General features: G+C 71.3%; 3 protein-coding genes. 1 reads left to right on the top strand and 2 read right to left on the bottom strand.

The window, feature by feature from the left end:
- On the top strand, positions 1–396 hold a 396-nt coding region (locus tag ACWDU1_RS31875), incomplete at its 5' end, for a hypothetical protein (protein WP_450004135.1).
- Positions 397–423: 27 nt separating this feature from the next.
- Here ACWDU1_RS31875 and ACWDU1_RS31870 read toward each other — a convergent pair.
- Together ACWDU1_RS31870 and pabB are read right to left on the bottom strand one after the other, a co-directional pair.
- Positions 424–813, bottom strand: a complete 390-nt coding sequence (locus tag ACWDU1_RS31870; RefSeq protein WP_450004134.1) for a hypothetical protein — start codon at positions 811–813, stop codon at positions 424–426.
- Between the two features lie 78 nt (positions 814–891).
- A partial coding sequence (gene pabB / locus ACWDU1_RS31865; RefSeq protein ID WP_450004133.1) for an aminodeoxychorismate synthase component I occupies positions 892–2,084 on the bottom strand: 1,193 nt, incomplete at its 5' end.

The raw sequence follows: 2,084 nt of genomic DNA, 5'->3' as shown, positions 1-2,084 counted from the left end.
GCCGCGCAATCGGCCGCGGGCCAGGCGCTCGAGGCCGCTCAGCTGACGGCCGGGACGGCCTTCGATACGGCGGTACGGCTGCCACCGGCCTCGGCGCAGCTCGCGGCGCAGCTGCCCGATCTGCTGGACAACCTGTCCACCGCCATCGACCGGCTCAACGCCACCGTCGATCGCCTCGACCGCACATTGGCCCTGGCCGATCCCGCGTTCGCCGCCTACGACCGGTTGCTGCCCCGGCTGGAGGCGCTGATCGCGCTCGGGGAGGATCTGTTCACCGCCCTGGCCCGGCTGCCCGGAGTGGGTCGGCTGGGCCGGATGGCCGGCCTGTCGGCGCCGGAGCCGCCGCCCGATCCGGACCCCGCCCCGCCCCGGAAACGCCCTCGCCGCCGCACCTGACCGGCGGCCGATTTCCGGGCCCACGGGTCAGCGTGGATCCAGCGCGCTGCCGTTGTACGGGGAATCGTGGGCGGTGCCGTCGTGCACCGGCCGGACCCGGACCTGTTCGTCGTCGAAGGTGATCTGCGCGTTGCGGCTCGCACTGAGCAGGATCAGCACCAGTTGATCGGCGATCCGCTCGGCGATCTCGCCGGTCGGATAGCGCCCGAGCACCCGGATACTCGGGCCGACCGTGCCGGTTCCGCGGTCGTAGTCCCAGTTCCCGCTGCCGGTGGTCACCGCGAGCCGGGCGACCACCTCGACGGCGCCCGAACCGTCGTGCGGCCCGCGTTCGCGCACCGGTTCGGCGCCGATCTCGATGATCTGGTCGGCCCGAAGCCAGTTCCCGCCATGTGTTTTCACCCAGACTTGTGCCATCGCTCCATTGTCGCGCCGTTCGCGGTCCGGGGCCGGGCGTTTTCGCCCGCCGCCGATCACCGGCGCGCGGGGCGCCACTCATCCGGCCGCGGGCACCTCGGCCGCCGGCAGCGCCGGATCGGGGGTGAGGGCCCGGAACACCGCGCCGGCCTTGAGCAGCATCTCGTCGTATTCGGCCTGGTCCACCGAATCCAGCACGATCGCGCCGCCCGCTCCTATCTGCCATTCGCCGCGGTAGCGGACCGCGGTGCGGATCACGATGTTGAGATCGGCGGTCCCGTCCACGCCCAGAAAACCGATCGTTCCCGAATACACACCGCGGGCGCGGGTTTCGAGCGCATCGATGATCTCCATGGTCCGCAGTTTGGGTGCGCCGGTCATGGACCCGCCCGGGAAACAGGCGCGCAGGCAGTCGACCGCCCCGAGATCGGCGCGCAGAACGCCCCGGACGGTCGAGACCAGCTGGTGCAGCGTCGAATAGGTCTCGGTCGCCAGCAGCCGGTGCACCCGCACACTGCCGGTTTCGCAGACCCGGCCCAGATCGTTGCGCAGCAGGTCCACGATCATCACGTTCTCGGCGCGGGTTTTCGGGTCCTCGGTGAGCGCGCGGCGCAACCGCTCATCCACCCGGGGGTCCGGATCGCGGCGGGCGGTGCCCTTGATGGGTTTCGTCTCGACCGTGCGATGCCGGTCGACCTTCAGGAACCGTTCGGGGGAGGAGCATGCGATCTCGAGATCGCCGAAGCGCAGGTACGCGGAGTAGGGGGCGGGGCTGGCGCGCCGCAGTGTCCGGTAGACGTCCAGCCCACCGCTGGTAGCGGCGACGGTGAGCTGATCGGTCAGCGTGATCTCGTAGGATTCACCGGCCTGCAGCGCCCGGCGGCATTCGGCGATATCGCGCAGGTACCGCGCGCGCCCGCGGACCAGATGCTCTTCCAGGCCGGCGGCCTGCAGGTCTACGGCGATCGGCGCCGGGTCGGCCCAGTCCGGGACCGCGTCCAGGAATTCGGCGGTGTCGTCCAGCCAGGTGGTACTCGCGTACTCGGCGTCGGCGCCGGGCCCGGTGAGAGCCAGCAGATGGGTGTGTCCGGCCAGGTGGTCGACCACCACCAGCCGGTCGGCGAAAATCCACTGCGCGTCGGGGGTGGCGGCCCGGTGCGCGGCCGTGCCGCCGCAGTCGGCTTTGGCCTCGTATCCGAGGTATCCGACATAACCGCCGGTGAAATCGAAGGGCAGATCCGTGGCCGGGGGCAGGCTGCGCGCCCGCAACT

Source organism: Nocardia sp. NPDC003345 (genome assembly GCF_053589395.1).
This window is presented reverse-complemented; position numbering and strand designations above follow the sequence as displayed.